This is a genomic window from Bifidobacterium miconisargentati (genome assembly GCF_019331675.1).
GTDB lineage: Bacteria > Actinomycetota > Actinomycetes > Actinomycetales > Bifidobacteriaceae > Bifidobacterium > Bifidobacterium miconisargentati.
Genome location: NZ_JAHBBJ010000006.1, coordinates 83,136 through 99,492 on the forward strand (window position 1 = coordinate 83,136; position 16,357 = coordinate 99,492).

Consider the following 16,357-nt stretch of genomic DNA (forward strand, 5'->3'; position numbering starts at 1 on the left):
AGACGAACGATTACTTGAACAGACAGGAACGGCCGGGTGATGGGGCCGGACTGAATCAACTATCAGTTCGGTCGCATCATCCGGCCGTTACGGTTACGGGAACCGCCTGTTACCGTGAGTGGTGGCTCCTTGCCGTTTTGTTCACCGCGGTATGGCGACGCACGACGAACATAGCCAGGCCGCACGCCAGTGCGAGCACCGTCACCACCGCGGCAGCGGTCACGCTGGAGCCGGTGACGGACAGCGTCGGCTTCTGCGGCTTGTCAGGCTGGGTCGGCGTCGTGGGCTGACCCGGCGTACCGGGGGTGTCGGGCTTGCCGGGCTGGTTTGGCTGTTCGGGTTGGTTCGGAGTGTCCGGCGTGGTGGGCTGATCCGGCTTGTCAGGTTTGTCGGGTTTTACCGTGTTGTCGAATGCGATGGAATCGACTGTGTCCCCGTTCTTGTCGAATACCGTATAGGTAACGTTGAGTCTGTTCGAAACCTTGGACACGGCGACCTTGACGGTGTACACGGCATCGTCATAGGTGACGGTCGAATCCGTGCCCTTTACCTCGGTGATCTCGTACTCGAAGTCGGCCGAATCCTTGCCGTTCAGATCGGTCTCCCGGTATGCGATGGGTCCGAACGAGAACGAACCATCGGCCTTGTTGCTCACGGTCTTATCCACGGGAAGCGGAGCGGTCGTAGGGTTCTTGGCCTTGATTGTGAACGAGAATTCGCCTGCCTGCAGGTCACGTCCCCGAAGAGACTTGGTGCCGGGGATGGTGATATCCGTGGAAGGGGTGTCAGGCTTGTCCGGCGGGGTGACGGGCGGGCCTGGAGGTGTGATCGTGTTCGTGAACGCGACCGACTGCTTTTCCTGTCCATCGACGGTAATCGAATACTCGGCCTTGAGCGAGCCATCCTGCTGTTTGCTCAGCGTGACTTTGACGTCGTACACGGTGTCGTCGTAGATGACGGTCGAATCCGTACCCTTGACCTCAGTGATCTCGTACTCGAAGTCGGCCGAATCCCTGCCGTTCAGGTCGGATTCCTTGTAGGTGATGGGTCCGAACGAGAACGAGTCGTCAGCCTTGTTGGTGACAATCGTGTCCGTGGGCAATGGCGCGGTCGACGGGTTCTTGGCCTTGATTTGGAACCGGAATTGACCCGCAGTCAAGGTACCGCCGTTCAGCGTCTTGGTTCCCGGGATGGTCAGCGTCGTGTCCGTGGGCTTCTTGGCCTTGTTGGTGACGGTCATGGTCCAATGGTTTGCGTCGGTTTCGTCCTTTTGGAATTCGCCAACGTTGGACTCGTATTCGTCGCCGACCTCGACGACCTGATACTTCAGGCCGTTCAGCGTATCCTCCGCGGGCAGCCCGGTGAACGTGTGCGTCCAATTGCCCGTCTCGTCGAGGGTCGCCTCGTCAATCACCTTGTCAATCGTCTGACCGTTCAAAGTGCCCGTGACCTTGAGCTGGACCTTAATGGCCTTCCTGTCAGCCTCGGCGACACTGGAATCCCACTTCTTGTTGACGGTGATGGAGATCTCCTGTGCGTCGGGTTTGCCGATGGTGATGGTGGAATTGGACGCGATGCCGCCGCCCAGCATGGCCTTGTTGCCACTGACGACGATCTTGGCCAGTGCCTTGGAAAGCTCCTGCGCGTCGGACGTGGTGACGTTCTTCAACGCAAGCGGATCGGTGTTGCCGGTGACTGTCTGCTCATCATTCGCATCAGACGTGGAGTCGTAGCGTGCGACGGTGCCGTCTGCTACCGGGTCAGGGCCTCCCGCGTCCGTGTTCTTGATGGTGCCTCCGTCTGTGTACCAGTGGTTGACTCCACCGCCGAGCATACGGTCGGACAGTGTCACCTTATTGGCGTCGGGACGCGGGTGCGCGACGAAATCATCACCGGCCGCAGAGGAAGCCTCGATGTGCGTGTCTGCGTCGCCGGGCGCGCTGTTGCCGTAAACGGCACCACCCTCGGTCACATATGTGTTGCCGGCTCCCGTGGGGCACAGCCAGATGCCACCACCGAGGTTGGATGCGGTGTTGCCGGTGACCAGGAGATTATGGAACTCGTTATGGGCGTTGGGATTGCCGGAGCCGACGCTGCTGCGCCCGTCATCGGTATAGATGCCGCCGCCCATGCCGTCGGATTCGTTGTTCGTGATCTTACCGGCGTTAATGGTGACCGGGTTATGCGTGCCGGCGCCGATACCGCCACCGTGTGCGAGAGCGCCGTGGACTTTGTTACCGTCGACGGTTCCGTTGTTCATGGTGAAGTAAGCGGGATTGCCCAGGCCCCATATGCCAATGCCGCCACCGTTGGCCGTAGCTTGCTGAACTTTAAGCGTATTGCCGGAAACAACGCCGCCGTTCATAGTGAAATCGACGGGGCCACGGGCTCCCAATATGGCGATGCCGCCGCCGAGCATCATGCCGCCTTCACCCGCGGGCCTGCCACTGTCGTCAACGGTGTTTCCGCTAATGGTGCCGCCATTCATGATCGCAGTAATTTTGGATACACCACCGAGGAGCTGGAGCCCACCGCCACCGATGCCGGTAGGGCTGTTCATACTGTTGTTCGTGATGCTGCCACCGTTCATGGTGAACGTGCCACCGTACACCGTGACAGCGCTGCCGACATCACTGTCCCTACTGGCGGTCGAGGCATGGTAGTCGCTCACCTCGCCGGATTGGATGGTGAGCGACCCTTCCGAGTAGACAATCGGGTATTTGTGGGCGACGGTTTCGCCCCCGCCGTCGAGAGTCGGACCGTCGAGGGTCAGGTCGCCCGTGTCGGTGACACGGAGTCCGGCTTTCTCGCCGAAGGTGAGCTTGCCCGTTCCGGTCAGGCTGATCTTGGACTTGACCGGGATGCGTTTGCTTATGGCGATGTCCCCGTCGACCTCGATGGTGACGCCGTCGCCTGCGGCGGCGTTGATGGCGTCGACGAGTCCTTGCTCGTCACTGACCTTGACCGTAGTCGCCTGAGCGACGTCAGGCTGTGCGTCCTCGGCCATTGCCGTGGACGTGCACATGGATATCATGGTGGCGACCGCGGCAATCAGCGGGCGGATTCTAGTGGTGGTTGCAACACCTGTGTTGCTGTTTGATTTGGTGGTGTGATCGTATCATGCGGCGTTAATCAGGTCGAGGATGGCCTCGGAGGGTTTCCGGAACCCGAGCGTCTTGCGCGGCCGGTCGTTCATCTCCTCCGCGACCGCGTCCAGGTACGCCTGTGAATACCCGCCCAGGTCGGTGCCCTTCGGGAAGTACTGCCTGAGCAGCCCGTTGGTGTTCTCGTTCGTGCCGCGCTGCCACGGGGAGTGCGGGTCGCAGAAGTACACGTCCATGTCCAGGGCGGTCGAGATGCGCTTGTGGAGCGCGAGCTCGGAGCCCTGGTCCCACGTCAGCGAGTTGCGCAGGTGCTTCGGGAGACGGCCCATCTGGTCGATGACGGCCTGCTGGACGTGTTCCGCGTCGTGACCGTCCGGAAGGTGCAGGAGGATCAGGAACCGGGTGGAGCGCTCCACGAGCGTGCCGATCGCGCTGCGGTTGTTCGCGCCCATGATCAGGTCGCCCTCCCAATGGCCGGGCACGGCGCGGTCCTCCACCTCGGGCGGCCGTTCCGAGATCATGACCATCGGCTCGCGGAACCTCGGACGGCGTCCGTCGCCGTCGTTCCTCGCGCGTCGGGCGGTCCGGCCGGAGCGAAGCGCCCTGGAGACCTCCCTCCTGAGCTCTCCTTTGGCCTGGACGTAGATGGCCTGGTAGATCGTCTCCGTGCAAACGTGCATGTCCCCATTATCGGGGAAGTCCCGTCTGAGCATGCCGCCGATCTGCTCGGGGCTCCAATGCGCCCTCAACCCGTCGCGGATGTAGTCGAGCAGCCCCGGCACCGCGTGCACCTTCGCGGTCTTCGGCCGTCCGAGCCGGTCCGCGCTCATCCGCTGCGCCCGGTACGGCTCGTACGCGCCGGTGACCGGGTTCGTGTTCCGGGCGATCTCACGGCTGATGGTGGACGGCTCGCGTCCGAGCAGGCGGGCGATCCCGCGGATCGAGTCGCCGGCGAGCCTCCGGTCGGCGATGCTCATGCGCTCGTCCTGGCTCAGATACCTGGGATGAATCTTCTTCGGCCTGCCCATGGCGGAACGATACCAGTCGACCGAGGCTTTCTCGTTCCTGCCCGTGGCGCGGGTCCTGCCGTTCCTCCACACCTTGCCCGTGCGTTTGGAGACGCCGACCGCCTTCGCGGCCTGCGTGAAGTTCAAACCCGAGTCGAGGTATTCGACGTAGCGTTCCCGCCTCGCCTCGCACATAAGACCCCGACTCGCGTACTCCACGCCCTCGAAAACCCACCTGCCCATACATGACTCCCGCCACCCGGCCAAGCGTTGCAACGATCACTAGAACCCGCCGCGCCGCAACTCGCCCCCCCCTGGATGGCAGCGTTAACATTTCCCATTCCTTCTCTCCCAAGAATCCGTCTTGGGAACCGCTACAAAGAGGGCCACAGTGAACCTCTTCAGCTGCGATGGTACTCGCCGTCACCGTAATCATCAACGACCACGCAGACACTATTCGACATTTCGTCAGTACGGGAAGCAGACGACATCCACAGCCCCCGACTCACCGTCATGCCCCCGACCCGCCACGGTCGCCACACCCACGAACCAATCTCGTTTTCCGGTAGATATGCACCGACCTTTCGAATGCCTGCCTATGTTGCAGACATCAGCAACCACAGCAGGAAGGGACCGGCCATGTGCATCTATCTCGAATGGACCACAGATATCACGGTCGACTCGTACGACGTGCTCGACCATGACCATCTGGAGGGCATGACCCGGGATGACCGTCGTCACGCGACCGAACGCCTGCAGTCCTTCATCGACGCCGTCATCGGAGCGGACACGGATATCGACCGGATCAACGGACGCACCATGATCTCCGCCTTCGAACCGGACGAGCCGGAACAGAACGAACACGACTGGTGCGAGTCCTTCGTCCCGGCCTCCGGCGATGACGCCGAATGGCGGATGGACGATCTGCTTGCCCTGCTGGACGGTCTCGCCCGTATCGGCAGGCAGGGCATCACGGGCATCGACTTCCACGCCGGGACCTGCGTCCTGCCCGACGGAAGCCGTGTCAGGATGGCCAGCTGGGAGCAGATGACGGAGCCCATCAACGACCATCTCGCCACACTGGAGAGCGCGACCACGTGCGCGACCGGTTTTCTGACCATACAATCGTCCAGCCGCACGCTGCCCCTGACCGCCGGATGGATGCGGGACCTCAAGCGCGGGCTGGCCATCGCGCTCGACGTGGTTCGGATCTCCCGCATGTCTCGCCGCACGACGGCCGAATAAGGCGGTCGTGAATGTAGAATTCGCGACCGCCTTCACCCATCGGAATCCACGGGAACCTGACAATTCGACCAGCCAGTGGCCACGACGGCAGGATATGGCGGAATCTCCGATACCGCCGCCAACCCCTTACACACTTCCGGCGTAAAGCCCCGCGAGGTACTCGCCCGTATCACGCAGGGAATCGCGCAGGGATTGCGGGGACAGCACCTCGATGAGCCGGGTCGCAGCGTACTGCAGGGCCCAGCACAGGACGGCGTACTCGTTGGCCGTGACCCACACGTCGTACACGTCCCCGTCAAGCCGCGTGACCTTGGCGTCGTCGAACCAGTCATAGACGGGCTCCAGCGTCTTGCGGATCCTCAAATGAACGGGCACGGCCGCCTCGCTCATCGGATAGGGCCGCTCCCCCATATGACGGTCCAAATCGAACGGGACATCCGGATGAGGATTGAGGCTCTCGAGCGTACGCTCGAATGAATGGTCGGCCCCGTCGACCCTCAGGTCGCGGATACGCTCCACGTGCAGGTAGGACAGGCTCTCGTACGACTGCATGTGGCAGATCAGGTAGTACTTGCCGTTGCGGTACATCAGCCGGTACGGGTCCGCCCGGTACTCCCTCACATGGCCCTCCGCGTCGCGGCGCGGCACGAGCGAACCGTCCACATCGTACGTGCAGTAATGGAAGCCGATGGCCCGCTCATGGTCGATGGCGTCGTTCAACAGCTCGATGTTGTTGAGGAACTCACGGTTGTAGTTGCGCGGCGTACGCGGCTCACCCATGTCGTCGACCTGCCCGGAACGACCGGCGAACGAATACACCTTGGCGATCAGATCACGCAGATAATCGCCATCCGAACGGGAGATGACCGCCCCATCCGCAAGCAACCGCATCTGCGCGGTATCGAACACGGGCTCGATATACCAGCCCGGCCTCGGATCGGCGCTCTCCGCATGCTCCAGGTCACGGCGCATGATTCGCCCGACCCGGCGCCCGAACGGCTGGATCCCCTCCAACGTATGCAGATGCCCACGCACGGTCTTCTCGGTCACACCGAGCTGTTCGGCGATCCAAGCGGCACTCACCCCGTGCTCGCGATCCGTGTGGCCATCCAGCAGTTCGAGGATGCCGACCACGATCTGCGACGTGGGAGGAGCAGGACGAGCCACCACAGCCATACGCATACCCTCCATCCCGCATCATGGCAACCAACCACCAAGCTAAGGCCGGTAGAAATCTACCGGCCATTTTAACCCGGCGCATCAGCCGAACCCACCACAGGTGACGACCCTTCGCCTACTTAGCGGTCGCCCTGACCGCCGGTCAGCGCTGACAGCTCACTCTGCTCACGAATCAGGCGTTGCTGGCCGATCGCTCGGCTGATTTCGACTGCCGCGATCAGGCACATCATCACGGTCTGTCTGCGTGCCTCCTGAACCCTCAGGCGTTCGGATTCCTCCATGCTGCGTCGATGAGCGTAAGCCTCCCATTGAGATGCCGCGTCAGCAAAGCACCGCGCTCTTCCGCATATCAGCATCTGCAGCATATAAGCGTTCGCCTCCGCTCCACGGCATGAAACGGGGAAACGCCACGCCAACGGCCTCATCGCCGCCTCTATCCGGTCATGCTCGGTCTGAAGACGAGCCAGATGGTTCCGTAGTTCGATGTCCGGTCCGGCCAAGCGGAGCATGCGCTTTCGGTACTGCGTCAACGAGGAAACCAACAGCAGGGCGGCGACGGTAAGCAGCACCCATCCGAATATGGCGGCATCCGAATCACCGCTCGCCGCCAGAACGACGAGAATACCGAGCATGCAGGCAACGCCGCCAAGCACCCCGAGAATCAGGCAGTATGCGCCATATGTGCCGGTCTTATCCAATTCGGTCATGGCCTGCCGCTGTAGATCCTCCACCCGCTGCAGCCGCGCGTACTGTCGGTTCAGCTCCGTCATGACCTCAATCAGGCCGGCCCTGCTCATCGCACCCAAGTCGTCCATATGCGCTCCTTCGCCTGGCAATCATCCGTGATTCCAACGTAAACAGCCCGCCAGCCATCAGGTAGATATCTACCGTTTTGATATGCGGCATGAGAACTCACCTGGCCCATTATCCAAGGATTGGCGTTTGCCGGCCTATAGGTCCACTTTGACCTTCAGCCCCCCCAAAGATATCCAAGCGCAACACCCTATGGAACCAGCTGCGGCAGGCCCGCCTGGAGCTCAAGGAGCTGGAGGACGGTTCACGGCTCCGGCCCTGACCCCGGGGAAAGCACTCGGCCCGCATCCTGCGAAAGGAAGCGGGCCGGTGAAAGCAACCGATAGGTCGAGCCTATCGAACACTGACAGTATATCATTGGTCTACATGGACATGGAATCGACCGGGAGCGAGAAGGACCGCCAGGAAATAGCCGAGCGATTTCTGGGTCAGGCGAGGTTGGATCGCTATCGTCGTGAGTTGCCGGACTTGGAGAAAGCGCTGGCGCTGCACTCCTGGAATCAGGAATACGCGGGAGCATTGCACGTCATCCTTAGCTACGCGGAGATCGCGTTGCGCAACAGCATCGATCGCGCCCTGTCCCAGCTCAGCGCGTCCGAACTCGGCACGACGCATTGGACCGGAGTGGATTCCTATCGTTACAACGGGGAAAAGAAGCCGTCCGAACGGATGCGTCTCCCCTCGGCAATCAGTCCTCTGATTCGCACTGATGTCTTCAAGGCCCACCAACATGCGCAGGAAGCCTCGCTGGAGCGCATCATTAGACGCAAAAGTCCCAGAACGGATCGGGGATACGGCCATCAGGACGTGCTGTCCCAATTGATGTTCGGCACTTGGTGCCGACTGGTCGGAGAACCGTATACCTCGCGTAGGACCGAGCGAACACAGAGACTGTGGACGAGCGTGTTGCATGAGGCTTTCCCGCAGGTTTCTTCCGGCGAAGACGGCCGCATCCAGATCGCCCGGAAGCTGATGCAATTGCGCGAAATCAGGAACCGCGAGGCCCATCACGAGAACCTGCTGTACGTGGATCCGGAAAACGTCATCGACGCGGTGATGTCGCTGCTTGCCTCCATCGACCCGCGGTATACGCACGGCTGGGTGAACCCGGACATCGTCCGCCAGGTCTCCTACCGGGATCCGCGCCGTAACGAGCCCATCCGCGCCGCCGCGTTCAAACTGACGGGACTGGACGCCCGCGACGGGCATCTCAACGCGCTCGAAGTGCTGAAAGAGCTGGTCCGATACTCGGACGACCATAACGGAAGGGTGCTGTTCTGCAATTCCGTACGAGTACGCAACCAGTATTTCGGCAGACTCCGCGAAATCGTGCTGTATGCCGATAACGACCATATCGCGGTCGGCGTTATAGCCGCTCAAGGACTGATCAAGGAAAACACCAGCCCCGATGGAAAGGCACCGGGATATCGATGTCCTGACGTTTTCGCTCAGTCAGGGTCATGCTCAGGCTCCCGATGGTATGCCATCAACAACCTGAGCATGACCAGCAGATCCGCCGATAGCTTCAGGATGCTGGAACGCGACAAAACCCTTCGTGAAGCATTCGAATCGACACGGGCGAATTTCGTCTATCTCAAGTAGACGGGCGGATTGTCCGGAGATAACTTGATGCAGGGGAAGCGACTGACACCAACGACAACGATGACAGCAGACCACAATAAGGGACCGGCGTCGACTGGAACGACTTCCACACCCACATCACATGGAACCAAACCGATTAGAAACCAGAGCCTAAAACACCACGTTTAGTTCCTATAACCCAGGATCGGAACCTACGCTAGCACCATACGCGTGCGTTCCCCAGCACCAATCGCGAAACATACCAGAAAAAGAGTCGCCCTCACACCGGTGATCAGCGCGCGCCCGCTCATCTCGGGGATAATGTCGTTACTGTTGAAGCATGCAGCGCGATGCATCACAGTGGTGCAAATAGGGAATATGCCAGACAGAGGAGGCGCCATGACGTTTATTGCCAAGAACGGCCGCGTAGTCACCGACGACATGCTGGACCGGTGGGCGGAGGACGCCGACAATGGCGAGTTCGGAGGCGTTCCCGGTTCCGTACATCCCGGACCGGTTGTCCCGGTCTCCCAACGCGACAAATCGCCGTTCGTTCTGCCAACCGATACCGTGCTGCGGTCGGATGCCGATTTCGATGCGTTCGAGCGTGAGATTCTGGGAGACGACAAGTAGCACCACGATCGCTATCTATGCAAACGGGCCTAGCAGAGTGCAACAATCAGGAATTGATCTCAGATCCATTGAGTCTGAACTGTCCAAACCCCGAACCACCAAAACGGAAAGGGCCCGGAACAAGGTTCCGGGCCCCACAAAGAGAAGAGAGAAGAAGATTCAGTTATCCGGCCTTGCGGCCTGCATCTATATAACCGCGGCTACTTCAATAGGACATGAGCAGATGCTGGGAATTCCTTGGGAATAGTTCCCTGACATGGTCCGGCCATCAGGAACGAATCTCGAATCGCTTCCGAATCTGTTCCGCTGTTCTACATGATGCCCGGGTATCGCATCCGGTTATATAGACGACCTGCACGGGTACTGGCTGTATATGACCGATGGATTCAGGCATGCCGCCGAACACGACAGATTCTCATGCGCCCGAGGTGACGATGGCCAAGTCGAAACCGGACGCGTGCATCACGTACGTGCTATGTCTCAGCAGACATAACAACCCCAATTCAATACGAACAAATGCGTAGCCCGGCTATTGGCCCGTCGTCCCACCAATCTCACGAAAATAACTCGTTCCACAGCCATTAGTCCAAGGCCACAGACTTTCAGCAACCCCATTAACATCGGGATAGACGCAGACAATCTCTAGTTCCGACTCGTCAAAAACCGCGGAGACTCTCACTCGCGAAACGGTCAATCACCGCTCCATCATGCACCGCCGTACGCACTTTGCTTTCTACAGATGGATTTCTATTGAAAATCATCGACATATATGACAAAAACTTCAATAGAATCTTTCTCTATTGAATATGAATGGTAAATATGATGCTCTTCTTCAATAGAGAATGCCACGGCCTCATCCAACAGAAGTACCCATGCTAATCACTAGGGACAAGTATCTGAACGAGCTCACCGACCGCATCGGCAATGGCATGGTAAGGACGGCCCCGAGGCACGCTGTGGCAAGATCTTCCCGTCGTTTGAGCTGTTCGAGGACCGGTTGCGAGTCCAGGGAGTAGATGACTGTCACATGGCCTCCCTGCTCGGCATCGACGACAGCTTCAAGAAGATCATCCTCGTCCGGGACATCGTCAAACCGACTCGCGACGACCATGGCATCCTGACCATGAGCGTCTACGACTTCCTCCTAGACCCCCATAGCCTGGAGGCGTAAGCCATCAGTCATCATCGATGCCGGCAGGAAGCATCCCACGGGGGCAATGCCTTGCGTTCAGGATCCACACGGCCGGCAGAAGGCTTCAAGAGCGCCTCCAAGTACCATCGCGCCGTCCGACACCGGTTCCTTCGAAATCATCATCCCTTCCAGCACCCGTTGGGATATCGTCCGATATCCCAACGGTCAAACAAGTCCGTCCGACTCCGCGCGGGGTACAGATGAACCTCTCGATTCCCGCACATCCCTCACCACACAGCTCTCTTACGACGCCGCATCGGTCCGTCGATCAACCAATCTCGGGGAATAACTCGTTCCACAACCATTAGATCAGGATCTCCGCTTCGGCGGACCCATCAATAACAGAACGGACTCAGACAACACCTAGTTGCAGTGAGCGTCGAGTGACTGCCCGTACCGCTCCTCCTCGCGCCGTATTTTCCGTTCCTTGAACCATTCGACGATGCGTATGATCGCCGCCAGAACGAGCGCCAAAGCCCCGGCCTCAGCCGAACGGATTGCCAACGCAGACGTGATCATCATGCCGGCCAACACCGCGTATCCGCTTGGATCGTAAGTGATGCCTTCCAGCACCATGACCAGCATCCAGGTGACCAATGCCCACAGCATCGCATGCGCAAGCAATCCCAATCCGATGATCATCACGGTCCAGGAATCTCTTCTATGGGGCACCGGCTCCCCACACGGAATCACCGACGCAAGCGCGGCGGCGTTCGAAGTATCATCCGGCTGCACCGCATACGCCGGAACTCCCTCGTATATCATCTCGTCGCGGTTCATAGGCTTCCATCCTTTCCCGGCAGACGTTGCGTGGTCGACTCCCCCGGAACCCGCCATGTCGGTCCCGACGGCCGTTGTGGAACAACCGGCGCATATTGCGGTTGCGAAAGCCCTGATGACTGAGGCGCCGGGTCGGCTGATTCAGATTGTTCCGCCCGATCTTGCTGTTCCCGCGCCTCATCACGTTGCCGCTCTACGACATCGGCAAGCTCTTTGAGATGGCTTGCGGCTTCGGCGGCCGACTCGAGATTCGCACGGGCTATTGTGACCTGCCGCCATTGCGTCACGAGCTGGTTGAGTTCGTCATGCTCTCTGGAGTCCGGAGCATCAGTCAGCAAATCACCTCGCTCGGCCGTCTGCCGTATCGATTCCGCAATCTTCTCCGCCTCGGCATCCAACGCCGCATGAAAGTCCTCTTCGACCTGCACCGTCAGCGTTTCCAGTTGTTCAACATCGCACGGCACCGTCGCGGACGTTTTGGCCTGTTCCAGTGGCCCGACCTCGACCTTCCCGGCGACCGGACTCGAGGCGATTCGCGCAAGCAGGTCCTCCGCGCATGACACGGCATGGTCCCACCGCAACCGATTCTGATCATCAGCCGATGCAACGGATTCCGCTATCCGTGCGTCGTGACGCTCATCAGAAAGAAGCGACCGAACCACGAGATAGGCCCCACCGCCTGCCGCGAACGCACCCAACACGGCCATGCAGGCCATGGCCTTGCCTCTGTCCTTCAGCACAGCCGGCACTGCAAGCCGAATACAACCATGACGATGACGGGAACGTGTCTTCCGAGCATCCCGTGCGGTGTCTTCCATCGTTGCGGTGTCATCGCGATTGGCCGGCGGACCCAGATTCATATGGGCTTGTGGCTCGATCCGCGAGGAAGGCTCCTCCGCACCCCTCACGCCGGGGTCGCCGGACACCGGCCCAAGATTGATCGCCCCATCCGTCCGGAGGCTCCTGTCTTCGTTCCTTCGATGGTTCCACCGCATCACGTCACCTCCTTCCGAGCCACATAGGCACATCGAACGCTGATTTGGTGCAGCCGGCGGGCTTTGCAAAGCGTTCGTTTCTCGGGTATTCCTTCATCTTCTCCCCTTCTGTATTATTTATATATTTAAATAAATAATTAATTAATACTGCCTTTGCGCAAGCACGCATCGGGTCAATGGATGAAGTCGATGCCGTCGCGATAATCTCGCAGCATTTCGGCCGTGAATTCGCGCAGGGCGACGATGCCGAACCCCACGCCGCTTTCGGAAATCACGATCGACCCGTCCTCCCTTACCTCCTCAACGATCGCCACATGCCCATAGGTGGGATCCGCGCCCAATACGCCCTTCTGGAACACCATCACGTCTCCGGGGCGCGGGGTCTTGTCCGTCGGATAGCCGAACCGTCGCGCGCTGCCGGACCACATGTGCCCGTCGCCCATCCACGGGTCGACCGGTCTGCCGATCTGTTCGCGGCGTGCGGCGGCCCACCAGGTGCACTGCCAACGTTCATATGAGGTGATCGACGGAAGGTCCATGGCCTCCACATCCACGGTCCCGTTCTCCTTCATCGCCAGCACCGGGTCAAGCGATCCCATGGTCTCTCCCCATGCGACGCAGTCACCGCTATCTTCCTCGCAACCGGAGGACTCGAACCCCGGCAGCCATGCCAGCAGCGCGCCCATCATCGCGATGACGGCGATAAGTCCCGCCACGAGCACCATCATCGGCACGCCTACCATGCCGCCAACCGACGATATGAGCGCGGCGGTCATGCGCCTGCCCATCTCGGCCGCCGCACGGCCCAGACGTGACAGGCCGCCCGAGACCTTGCCGGCCATGCCGGAAATCTGCCGCACACCCCGCGTCGCCGCGCCACGGGCACCCGTCTTGGCGCCACGATGCCCGACAACACCGGCAAAGTTCCGGCCTCCGACCTTCATACGGGAACCGCCGAACTCACCATGAGAGGACAGGGGCCGTAACCCACCCGGCATCGAAGACATAGAATGCCCGGGCCCACCGTGCGCCGACGCCTCCACCTTGCCGAAGCGCGCCAAACCCGAGCGACCGGCATGAGGCGAGATACCCGTCCCGGTGCCGGTCATGTCAGACGCCGGTCCGGCAATGGAATGCTCGCCGTGCCCGGCGAATCGTATGGCGGATCCGATGCTATCCTCCGTCATTCCCGCTACCGAAGTGCCTGCATCGTCATCGTCATCGATGCCGGCGGAACGAAAGTCACGCCGGACACGTCCCCGCATAGAGTCGGTAATCTCTGATCCTCGAACGACAGCACCTTTACCGCTTCTGCCTTTGGCGACACCGCGGAAACCAAGCTCACGTGAAGTGATTCCCGCCGTGAATACGGAAGCTCCGTCACGGAATCGTCCCCGAAATCCGGCAACCAGGCCGTTCGTTTCGAAACCGGCCATGAACCGGGCAGCAGCCGTGTCATGCGTTTCTCCGATGAACCGGACCAGCACCGCTCACCGTTCCCCGAACTTGGTGGTGAACAAGCGATAGGGCATCGAATCGGTATCGATCCGTCCGTCGAACGGGATGAACACCTCACCGGCCTTAAGCAGCCCCTCGCCGGGACGTGACCCGCCCAGCCGTTCCTTCAGTTCAGGCGACAAGTGCCACATGTCGGCCAGCCTTGCCGCGTCGGTGGGCGTCTGGTTCATGAGCAGCAGGAAGTCCGAGTTGGCGAGCATGAACCTTGCCTCCTGGCTGACGAGCAGTTCCTCGATGTTCTGCGTGATGCCGGTCATGCCGAGACCCCATTTGCGGGCGCGTTTGAACATGTCGAGGAACTGTCTGGAGGCGTATTCGTGGGAGAACATGCGGTGGAACTCATCCACGTAGATCCAGGTGCGCCGGTTGGCTTTCCGGTTTCGGGCGACCCGGTTCCACAGATGGTCGAGCACGACCATCATCCCGAACGTCTTGAGCTCCCCTTCCAATGCGGCCACGTCGAACACGGTGAACCGGTTGGATGTGTCCACGGAGGTCTGGCCGGCGAAGCCCGACAGGCTGCCGAGCGTGTACGATTCGAGGCTCAACGCCAATCCCCGCGCCTCCGGCTCGTTGCTGGACGCGAGCCTGCGATACAGGTCAGCCAAAGTGGGCTGCGGCAGGGCCGGATTGTTGCGGTATTCGCGGTACAGGCCAAGCGCGCACCGGTCCACGATGGAACGTTCCGCGGCATCGAGCCCGTCGGAGCCGCCCACCAATGATCCGATCACGGAGACGACCATATTGGTCTTGGTCCGGATGGGATCATCGTCAAGCGTGGAGTCGAGCACGATGTCCATCGGGTTGATGCGGTCCTTGGATCCCGCGCTGATCGTCACGCGCGCACCATGCAAAGCGCCGCACAACGGGGCGTATTCGTGTTCCGGGTCCACGATGAGGATTTCGTCCTGGGGACGGGTGAGGAACAGGGAGGTCATCTCCATCTTCGCGGCCTGAGACTTGCCGCTTCCCGTGGTGCCGAGGATGAACCCGTTCGCGTTCAGTGTGGTGCGTGTCCGGTCGACCATGAGCGCGTTGCCGCTGCGCGCGTTGATTCCGTAGAACACGCCCTGCTCGTCCATGATCTCCTGGGTGGAGAACGGAATGAGGATCGCCGCGCCGCTCGTGGTCAGCGTGCGTCGCATCGGCAGCGGGTTCATGCCCAACGGCAGCATGGCGTTCAGTCCGTCGAGCTGCATATAGGCCAGACTCTCGGTCGTGCAGGAGAGTTTGCGGCATGCCGCCATCACATCCTTGACACGCTGGTCGAGCGTGGACTGTTCCCTGGCGAAGACGGCGATCACGGCCACCGTGTTCACGAGCCGCTCGTTGGACTGCCGCATTTCGTCCCGAAGGCTGTTGGCCTCCTCCAGTGAGTCGCGCAGTTCGGCTGAGATCTCGTCGGCCGGGATGTGCTGTCGGATGTTGCGGCGGCGCTCCTCCAAGCGCTGCATGTCCATTTCGGCGATCTTGCGATCCACCAGTGCAGCGCCTTCGCTCCGGTCGAACGGGCTCAGATGTATGGATACGATGACGTCCGTCTTGATGCCGGTCATCTCCCCGATGAGTCTGTCGGACATGATCGGCGGGAAATCGCGGATCCACAGCACGCGCATCATCGTCTCGCCATCCGCGTTCGAGAACCGCAGTTCCTTGGCATCGGAGGCCTCGACGCCCCATGGCGTGATGAAATCCTTGGAGGCCGCGCGGCCCGCCTCGATGAGCCGGCCGTCATACCGGAACGGTTCGTCCGGTCTCAGGATCGAGGCGAGCAATCGCAGCCGTTCCCCGCGATTCAACGGGACGGCACGGCAGCCATCCAGAGGGGCGAGTTGGCTGGCGGCGCTTCTGGCCAGTCGGTTCAGCGTCGCGCACGCCCGTTCCCGGTCCTCCTCCTCGATGGACAGGGTCAGGTATTTGTCGGTGACGGCGTTGCGGGACCGTTCGCCGAGTTTCTTCAACGCGAGCCGGTTGCATTCGCCGCGCAACTGGTCGAAGGGCCCGCCGTCGAGCCGCATGCTGACCATGCGGGCGATGTCCTGCTGGCCCAGGGTACGGGTTCTGCAGGTGATCTCGACCCGTGTGGATCCGTCGAACGTGTTCAGGATTTCGGCCCACATGCCCACCAGTTGCATCTGTCGTTCCCGTGTGGCCATTTCGTAGTTGATGTCCGACAGGCGCAGGGTGATGCTCCACCTATCGCCGCCCAGGTACGCGATGCCGTTCTCCAGCATGGCCTCGTAGCCGATGAGGTCCTTGGCGGTCCGGTAGTCGCGTTCGCGCTTCCTTCGTTCCTTGCGTGACATGATG

Annotated in this window: 12 protein-coding genes; 4 read left to right on the forward strand and 8 right to left on the reverse strand. The window is 60.7% G+C overall.

The genetic code is table 11. The features are described from left to right. Positions 1-109: 109 nt before the first annotated feature. Positions 110-3,007, reverse strand: coding sequence for a Spy0128 family protein (locus KIH81_RS05145; protein WP_214304379.1), 2,898 nt, complete (start codon positions 3,005-3,007; stop codon positions 110-112). Positions 3,008-3,118: 111 nt separating this feature from the next. Beyond that, entirely contained in the window at positions 3,119-4,354 is a 1,236-nt protein-coding gene (locus KIH81_RS05150; protein ID WP_214304380.1) for an IS30 family transposase, read from the reverse strand. A gap of 396 nt (positions 4,355-4,750) precedes the next feature. Between KIH81_RS05150 and KIH81_RS05155 the strand changes: the two genes are divergently transcribed. Continuing rightward, a complete protein-coding gene (locus KIH81_RS05155) occupies positions 4,751-5,356 on the forward strand; it encodes a hypothetical protein (protein WP_214304381.1) in 606 nt (201 codons plus the stop codon). A gap of 126 nt (positions 5,357-5,482) precedes the next feature. Here the strand turns inward: KIH81_RS05155 and KIH81_RS05160 are convergent, their stop codons facing one another. Both KIH81_RS05160 and KIH81_RS05165 read right to left on the reverse strand, forming a co-directional pair. Beyond that, a complete protein-coding gene (locus KIH81_RS05160) occupies positions 5,483-6,532 on the reverse strand; it encodes a helix-turn-helix transcriptional regulator (RefSeq protein ID WP_214304382.1) in 1,050 nt (349 codons plus the stop codon). A 122-nt stretch (positions 6,533-6,654) separates the two neighbouring features. Continuing rightward, positions 6,655-7,350 carry a hypothetical protein gene (locus tag KIH81_RS05165; protein ID WP_214304383.1) on the reverse strand — a complete coding sequence of 232 codons (696 nt, stop codon included), beginning with the start codon at positions 7,348-7,350 and terminating at the stop codon, positions 6,655-6,657. Positions 7,351-7,714: 364 nt separating this feature from the next. Between KIH81_RS05165 and KIH81_RS05170 the strand changes: the two genes are divergently transcribed. The 3 genes from KIH81_RS05170 (at position 7,715) to KIH81_RS05180 (ending at position 10,733) form a co-directional block, all read left to right on the forward strand. Further along, complete coding sequence (locus KIH81_RS05170; RefSeq protein WP_214304384.1) at positions 7,715-8,950, forward strand: Abi family protein; 1,236 nt, start codon at positions 7,715-7,717, stop codon at positions 8,948-8,950. 378 nt (positions 8,951-9,328) lie between these two features. Next, positions 9,329-9,562 carry a hypothetical protein gene (locus KIH81_RS05175; protein WP_214304385.1) on the forward strand — a complete coding sequence of 78 codons (234 nt, stop codon included), beginning with the start codon at positions 9,329-9,331 and terminating at the stop codon, positions 9,560-9,562. A 1,027-nt stretch (positions 9,563-10,589) separates the two neighbouring features. Next, the gene (locus KIH81_RS05180) at positions 10,590-10,733 is read left to right on the forward strand and encodes a hypothetical protein (RefSeq protein WP_236029299.1); all 144 of its coding nucleotides are present in this window, start codon (positions 10,590-10,592) and stop codon (positions 10,731-10,733) included. A gap of 384 nt (positions 10,734-11,117) precedes the next feature. On the opposite strand, the gene KIH81_RS05185 is transcribed toward KIH81_RS05180, so the two are convergent. From KIH81_RS05185 to KIH81_RS05200, 4 genes are all read right to left on the reverse strand, one after another. Next, positions 11,118-11,534, reverse strand: a complete 417-nt coding sequence (locus KIH81_RS05185) for a hypothetical protein (RefSeq protein WP_214304386.1) — start codon at positions 11,532-11,534, stop codon at positions 11,118-11,120. Next, positions 11,531-12,532, reverse strand: coding sequence for a hypothetical protein (locus tag KIH81_RS05190; protein ID WP_214304387.1), 1,002 nt, complete (start codon positions 12,530-12,532; stop codon positions 11,531-11,533). Before KIH81_RS05190 ends, KIH81_RS05185 begins: the two co-directional genes overlap by 4 nt. A 170-nt stretch (positions 12,533-12,702) precedes the next feature. Continuing rightward, on the reverse strand, positions 12,703-13,389 hold the full coding sequence (locus KIH81_RS12260; protein WP_338024739.1) for a CHAP domain-containing protein: 687 nt from the start codon (positions 13,387-13,389) through the stop codon (positions 12,703-12,705). A 630-nt stretch (positions 13,390-14,019) separates the two neighbouring features. Continuing rightward, positions 14,020-16,353 carry a VirB4-like conjugal transfer ATPase, CD1110 family gene (locus tag KIH81_RS05200; protein ID WP_214304388.1) on the reverse strand — a complete coding sequence of 778 codons (2,334 nt, stop codon included), beginning with the start codon at positions 16,351-16,353 and terminating at the stop codon, positions 14,020-14,022. Positions 16,354-16,357 lie beyond the last annotated feature (4 nt).

What these genes read in the sequence shown, in the direction of transcription:
- KIH81_RS05160 (WP_214304382.1), bottom strand. Translation starts at nt 6,532, where the DNA reads ATGGCTGTGGTGGCTCGTCCTGCTCCTCCCACGTCGCAGATCGTGGTC.
- KIH81_RS05165 (WP_214304383.1), bottom strand. Translation starts at nt 7,350, where the DNA reads ATGGACGACTTGGGTGCGATGAGCAGGGCCGGCCTGATTGAGGTCATG.
- KIH81_RS05150 (WP_214304380.1), bottom strand. Translation starts at nt 4,354, where the DNA reads ATGGGCAGGTGGGTTTTCGAGGGCGTGGAGTACGCGAGTCGGGGTCTT.
- KIH81_RS05185 (WP_214304386.1), bottom strand. Translation starts at nt 11,534, where the DNA reads ATGAACCGCGACGAGATGATATACGAGGGAGTTCCGGCGTATGCGGTG.
- KIH81_RS05170 (WP_214304384.1), top strand. Translation starts at nt 7,715, where the DNA reads ATGGACATGGAATCGACCGGGAGCGAGAAGGACCGCCAGGAAATAGCC.
- KIH81_RS05200 (WP_214304388.1), bottom strand. Translation starts at nt 16,353, where the DNA reads ATGTCACGCAAGGAACGAAGGAAGCGCGAACGCGACTACCGGACCGCC.
- KIH81_RS05180 (WP_236029299.1), top strand. Translation starts at nt 10,590, where the DNA reads ATGGCCTCCCTGCTCGGCATCGACGACAGCTTCAAGAAGATCATCCTC.
- KIH81_RS05145 (WP_214304379.1), bottom strand. Translation starts at nt 3,007, where the DNA reads ATGGCCGAGGACGCACAGCCTGACGTCGCTCAGGCGACTACGGTCAAG.
- KIH81_RS05175 (WP_214304385.1), top strand. Translation starts at nt 9,329, where the DNA reads ATGACGTTTATTGCCAAGAACGGCCGCGTAGTCACCGACGACATGCTG.
- KIH81_RS05155 (WP_214304381.1), top strand. Translation starts at nt 4,751, where the DNA reads ATGTGCATCTATCTCGAATGGACCACAGATATCACGGTCGACTCGTAC.